This window comes from Novosphingobium nitrogenifigens DSM 19370 (genome assembly GCF_000192575.1).
GTDB lineage: Bacteria > Pseudomonadota > Alphaproteobacteria > Sphingomonadales > Sphingomonadaceae > Novosphingobium > Novosphingobium nitrogenifigens.
This window is the reverse complement of sequence record NZ_GL876934.1, coordinates 192208-198500: the sequence shown is the minus strand read 5'-3', so window position 1 is coordinate 198500 and position 6293 is coordinate 192208. Positions and strand designations below refer to the sequence as shown.

The following is a 6293-nucleotide window of genomic DNA, read 5'->3' as shown; positions in this document are numbered from 1 at the left end:
AGGCGGGTGAAAGCTCTGCATCGATGAGGCTGGTCGCGCTCACGATGCCGTACCCGGCGATCCACTCCTTGATCGGGCAATAGAAATCGCGGGTTCCGGTATAGGCTCCTGCGGCGGCAAGCGCGGAAAAGGCTGCCGCCCAGGTGCGGACTTCATGGGCGGAACGACCGGCGGTGCGGGTGATTTCGGCAATGTCGAAATGTTCGATCGCGTCGATGTCGCCGCGCAGCAGCAGGTCGATCATGGCCTGGTCCCATTCGGGATTGAGCGGCGTGAGCGGGCATGCGGGCGTGCCGTAGATCTGCCCGGCGGCAATCGTGCGGGCCTGTCGCGCGGCGCGCGCTTCGGCGGTGGGATTGCGCCCGGCGATCAGGAATTCGCGCACGACTTCGGGCGCGTCGGTAATCATCGGCACCGGCGGTTCGTGGGAAAGTCCCCCGCTCCCGACGATCAGCACGCGCTTGTCGAGCGCCGCCAGAAAGCGCCCGGCCGCTTCGCCGAGGTGGCGGATGCGGCGATAAGGGGCAAAGGGCGGCGCCACGCTGTTGATGACGATCGGAATGACCGGATAGCGGTCGATCCCGCCGGTCAGTTCTTCCAGAGTCTGGGTGCAGCCGTGATCGACTTGCAACCGGTGCGAGATGGCGATGTCGACATCGCTGTCGAGAATATGGGCGGCAAGGTCGAGTGCGAGCGCGCCGGGGATCGAGAGCGGCCCGGGCAGGCTGGTATAATCACCCACGCCCGACGCCGCTGTTGCCAGTACGAATGGCGGCATCAGGTCATAGAACAGCCCGTTGAAATGGTCGGGCGCGAACATGACGATCAGTTCGGGATCATAGGCTTCGACTTCGGCACGGGCCTTGGCCAGTGCCGCATCGACATCGCGGATGATTTCGGGCGAGGGATCGTTGAGGCCGCGCAACGGTGTGTGCGACAGGCATTTCAGCCGGATAGCCATATCGGTTCGTCCTCTCCCCGGCAGCGGCGGACTCGCGCCCTGCTTCGTTATGGGCGATGCTTTCCAGATGTTCCGCCGGGCGGCAATCGCGCTCGCCGGCTTGTGCATCTGGTGCACAAAGCGGTATCCTCGACCCGACCACTCTTTTCATCGCCCGCGCGCGATGGGATGGGGGCGACAGACGGCGCGCAAAAGCGTTCGCGACAAGGGGAGAGGCCATGGATGGCAACGAGAGGTATCCGCACGTGCGCGCGCTGGAGCGCGGGCTGTCCTTGCTGGCGGCTCTCAATGCGGCCGGACGCGCCGATCCTTCCGGTCTTGCGCACAAGACAGGGATCGACCGCACGACGACCTATCGCCTGCTCGCGACGCTGGAATCGCTGGGCTACGTCACCAAAAGCCCCTCGGACGGGCAATATGTCCTGACCCCGGCGGTCCGCGACCTCAGCGAAGGGCTGACCGAAACCGACCGGGCGGCGCGCGTCGTGTGCGAAGAGCTGTTCGATCTCCTGGGGCAAGTGACCTGGCCGACCGACTTCGCGACGTTCGACAGCGGCTGGATGGTCATTCGCGAAACCACTCACCGGCTCAGCCCCTATTCAGTGCACCGGGCCATGGTCGGGCGCCGCCGTGCCTTGCTCGATACGGCAATGGGGCGTGCGGTTCTGGCCGGGGCGAGTGAAAGCCGACGGCAGGAAATGCTCGAGATTGCCTTGCTGCACGGAACCATTCCGGGGGATCGGGCGATGCTCGCCGACCGCATGGCGACTTTGCAGGCCGATTTTGCCGATCGCGGCTATGCCTGGGCCGTGGGCGGCGCCGACCCGCGCATCAGCGCGATCGCCTTGCCGTTGCAGGGGGCAACCCATGTGCTCGGCAGCATCAACGTGCTCTTTTTCACGACCGCGATGACGGTCGAAACTGCCGCCGAGCGGTATCTGCCGTCCTTGTCGGCAACGGTTGCCCGCATCGAAGAGCGCCTGCGCGTGCAAGGCTTGACTGTCTGACTGGAAATTCCAGTGGGCCGGTGCCGCCTGCCATGGCAGCGCGGCTGTGCGCACAATGCACAAATCGGAAGTGCCAATTGTAACCCATGCGACCTCGCCATAGCAGGAAGCCAAGCGAGGACAGGGATCTTGCCGAAACGGCACATGATCCCGCGATCGCGTAAAAACCGAAAACGATCATACAAATCATCCGGGCGTAAGATCCGGCTGATTGGGGGAGAATATTATGAGCATCCGGTCTTGCGCATTTCTTGTCGCGTGCAGTGCGCTTTCTCTCACAAGTCATCAGGTTTTCGCGCAGGAAGCTGAAAAGCCTGCGCCCGAAGCACCGCCCGCTGCGGCAACGACGCCCAGCGGCATTGCCGAGATTGTCGTGACGGCCCAGCGTCGCAGCCAGTCGATCAACAAGGTCGGCCTGTCGATTCAGGCGGCAAGCGGTACCGATCTGGTTAATCGCGGCCTCACGGCCACTGACGATCTCGTCAAGATCGTGCCCAGCCTGTCGATCGCGAAGACCGCCTTGACCGTGCCGGTCTATACGATGCGCGGGGTCGGGTTCTACGACACCGCCCTTGCCAGCACGTCGACGGTTTCGGTCTATACCGACGAAGTGCCGTTGCCGTTTCCGGCCATGACCACCGGGGCCTCGCTCGACCTGTCGCGGGTCGAAGTGCTCAAGGGGCCGCAGGGTACGCTTTACGGCAGCAATTCGACCGGTGGCGCGATCAATTACATTTCGGCCAAGCCGACCAAGGAACTGGCCGCGGGCGGCACTGTCAGCATCGCGCGGTTCGGCCGGTTCGAAGGGCAGGGCTATGTCAGCGGGCCGGTCACCGATACGCTGCGCCTGCGCCTTGCCGGACAGACGCAGCAGGGCGGCGACTGGCAATACAACTATACCCGCAATGCCAAGGCCGGATCGGCCAACCAGAGCGGTGGGCGTTTCCTGGCCGAATGGGAGCCGAGCGACCGGTTGACCATGCTGCTCAATGTCAATGGCTGGTACAACAAGTCGGATTCGCAGTTTCCCCAGACCATCTCGTTCAGCCCGCTGGTCTCGGCCAATCTGGCGTCCTTGCCCGCCGCGACGAGCGCGGGCCTGATCAACCAGCCGCTGGCCCCGGCCGACAACCGCGCCGCCGATTGGCCGACGAGTTTCCCTTATGGCTATCGCCACAACGACGGGTTCTATCAGGTCTCGGCCCGCATCGCCTACAAGCTGACCGACGACATCACGCTGACCTCGTTGACGGCCTATGACAAGCTGACGGTGAAGGCCGGGATTGCGGCGCAGGGCACCACGCTTCAGGACGAGAGTTTCTATCAGGTCGGGCGGATCGAAGCGATGACGCAGGAATTGCGTCTCGCAGGCAAGCTCGGCAAGCTGCGCTATATCCTCGGCGCCAATTTCCTCGGGTCGGGCATCAGCGACAGCTATACCGCGATGTTCGAGGATTCGACGGCGACGATCTCGCTCGGTCTGCCGCTCAAATCCTATTACCTCGACACACACAACCGCGATCGCAATTACGCCGGTTTCGCCAATCTCGAATATGACCTGACCAGCCGTCTCAATCTTCAGGGCGGGATCCGCTATACCTCGAACACCCGCAATTTCGACGGCTGTCTCGCGGACTCGGGCGATGGGTATTATGCCGCGATCCAGAACAAGCGGTCGCAGTCGCTGACCGGAGCCGCGCCTGCCAATCCGGCGGTGGCGGGGCAATGCGTCACTCTGATCGAGCCGGGCTATCAGCCGGGCCGCTATGCCTCCAGCCTGCATGAAAACAACGTGTCCTGGCGGGTCGGGCTCAACTGGACGTTCCGCAGCGGCATGTTGCTCTATGCCAACGTCAGCCGGGGCTACAAGCAGGGAGCGTTCCCGACGATCTCGGCTTCGGTCGCCAGCCAGTTCACTCCCGCCAAGCAGGAATCGCTCCTGGCCTATGAAGTCGGGGTCAAGACGCCACTGTTCGACCGCAAGGTTCAGCTCAACGCGGCAGGGTTCTATTACGACTATTCCGACAAGCAGATCCTCGGCCGCGTGCCCGACCCGGTGCTGCGTTCGTTGCAGCGTCTGGTCAATATTCCCAAGTCGCATATCGTCGGCGGCGAAGTCGAGATTTCCGCGCGTCCGATCGATGGCCTCACGCTGAGCGCGGCGGCAACCTATGTGAAAAGCCGGATCGACGGGTCCTTCGTCAATTACGACAACTTTGCCGTGCAGCGCGAATTCGCGGGCGAGAAATTTCCGTTCACGCCTGAATTTTCCGGCAACGGCGATGCGCAGTACGAATTTTCGATCGGGCACAACCGCAAGGCGTTCCTGGGATCGAGTGTGACCTGGAACGGGTCGACTTATGCGGCGCTGGGACAATTGGCGCAGCAATATATCAAGGGCTATACTTTGCTCGACGTGCGCGCGGGGATCGCGGCGCATGACGATCGCTGGCGCCTGACGGTTTGGGGCAAGAACGTCACCAATACCTATTACTATACCAATGCCTATCGCTATATCGACTATTTCAGCCGCCTGACCGGTCAACCGGCCACTTACGGCGCCACTTTCTCGTTCCGTTACTGACCGGAAATGCGCCGCGTGCGGACGCATCCGCGCGTGGCGCTGTTTCATCTGGAGATTGACTTATGGCCGTGGAGGCAAAGCGTTTCGACGTCGTGGTGATCGGTGCCGGGCCGACCGGCCTTACCCTCACCAACTATCTGGGGCAGGCCGGGGTCTCGGTGCTCCTGCTCGAAAAGCTGCCGCATATCATCGACTATCCGCGCGGCGTGGGCGTCGATGACGAGGCCTTGCGCTCGTTCCAGACGCTCGGGCTCGACGCGGAAGTGCGCCGCCATGTGACGCCGTTCCATGCCGCGCGCTTCATCCGCCCTGACGGCAAGGTCCTGGCGACCATCGATCCCACCCAGATGCCGTTCGGCTGGGCCCGCCGCAATGCGTTCAATCAGCCGCTGGTCGATCGCGAACTCTATCTCGGGCTGTCGCGGTTTCCCAATGTCGAGATCCGGTTCGAGGCCGACGTCCGCTCGGTCGCCGATGTCGGCGGGCAGGCGGTGGTGACCATGGCCGACGGCAGCACGGTTGCCGCCGATTATCTGGTGGGATGCGATGGCGGCCGTTCGATCGTGCGCGAAACCATGGGGGTCGCCTTCGATGGCAAGACCGCGCCCAAACGGTTCATCGTCGTCGATGTCGCCAACGATCCGATCGGCCGCCCCAATCTCGACTTTGTGCTCCATCCGACCCGACCGCTGGTGTCGATCGCCCTGCCGGGACAGATCCGCCGCTTTGAATTCGGTGTCGAGGACAACGAGGTCGAAGGCGACATCGACATCACCGAGGAAGCGATGCGCGCCAAGCTGCGCGACGTTTTCACCGACGGCGAAATCGACAAGCTCAAGATCATTCGCCGCCGCGTCTATACCCACAATGCCCGCATCGCCTCGTCGTTTCGCAAGGGGCGGCTGATCCTTGCCGGGGATGCGGCGCACCTGATGCCGGTGTGGCAGGGGCAGGGGTTCAACAGCGGCATTCGCGATGCCACCAATCTCGGCTGGAAACTCGCCATGGTGGTTCAGGGCAAGGCCGCGCCCGCGCTGCTCGATACCTATCACACCGAACGGCACGACCATGCCAAGGCGATGATCGATGTCTCGGTCGCGATGGGCAAGATCTTTGCCCCGCCCAATGCCCTGCAACGCTTTGTCCGCGACGTTGCCTTCGCCGCGGTCGCCCGCGTGCCGAGCTGGCGGGAATGGATCGCGACCATGCGCTGGAAACCGATGCCGAAAATGCGCGACGGAGCGTTGGTTCCGGCCAAGGCCATTCGCGGCAACGACCCGGTCGGCACGATCTTTCCCCAGTTCCGCGTGGAAGACGTGAACGGCGTGCCGCTGCGCTCCGACGATGCGCTCGGCACCGGTTTCGCGCTGGTGTCGTGGGGCTCGGATCCTGTAACCTATTTCGACGGTGAAACCGCGCGCCTGCTTGAAGCGATGGGCGGCCGCGCCTTCACCATCTTTCCCGCTTGCCAGAAGGAAATCGTGCTTGCTTCCTCGCTCGGCTCCACTCCGCTGTTCGATCCCGACGGATCGGCCAAGGGAGTGTTCGACAGGGCGGAATATTCGACTTTCCTCGTCCGTCCCGACCGCATCGTCGGCGCGGCCGGATCGCCGGTCGATGTCGCCCGGCTGGTCGCGGACATGGCCAATGCCCTTGCCCTGACGGGGCGATAGAGGTTCGCTGCGAACCGTTGGTGTCGGCGCGCGCATTGCTTGACGGCAAAGGGCGCGCCGTTACCCTT

Annotated in this window: 4 protein-coding genes; 3 read left to right on the top strand and 1 reads right to left on the bottom strand. The window is 63.4% G+C overall.

All coding sequences use genetic code 11. The features are described 5' to 3' along the window. Positions 1-961: 3-carboxyethylcatechol 2,3-dioxygenase (locus Y88_RS15065; protein WP_026166961.1), on the bottom strand; the 961-nt coding region annotated here is incomplete at its 3' end. A 218-nt stretch (positions 962-1179) separates the two neighbouring features. Between Y88_RS15065 and Y88_RS15060 the strand changes: the two genes are divergently transcribed. The 3 genes from Y88_RS15060 (at position 1180) to mhpA (ending at position 6225) form a co-directional block, all read left to right on the top strand. Continuing rightward, a complete protein-coding gene (locus Y88_RS15060; RefSeq protein WP_018075795.1) occupies positions 1180-1968 on the top strand; it encodes a helix-turn-helix domain-containing protein in 789 nt (262 codons plus the stop codon). 226 nt (positions 1969-2194) lie between these two features. Further along, complete coding sequence (locus tag Y88_RS15055) at positions 2195-4552, top strand: TonB-dependent receptor (RefSeq protein WP_008070784.1); 2358 nt, start codon at positions 2195-2197, stop codon at positions 4550-4552. Between the two features lie 62 nt (positions 4553-4614). After that, positions 4615-6225 (top strand): bifunctional 3-(3-hydroxy-phenyl)propionate/3-hydroxycinnamic acid hydroxylase MhpA, encoded by a 1611-nt coding sequence (gene mhpA, locus Y88_RS15050; RefSeq protein ID WP_008070783.1) that lies wholly within the window; start codon positions 4615-4617, stop codon positions 6223-6225. Positions 6226-6293: the final 68 nt, after the last annotated feature.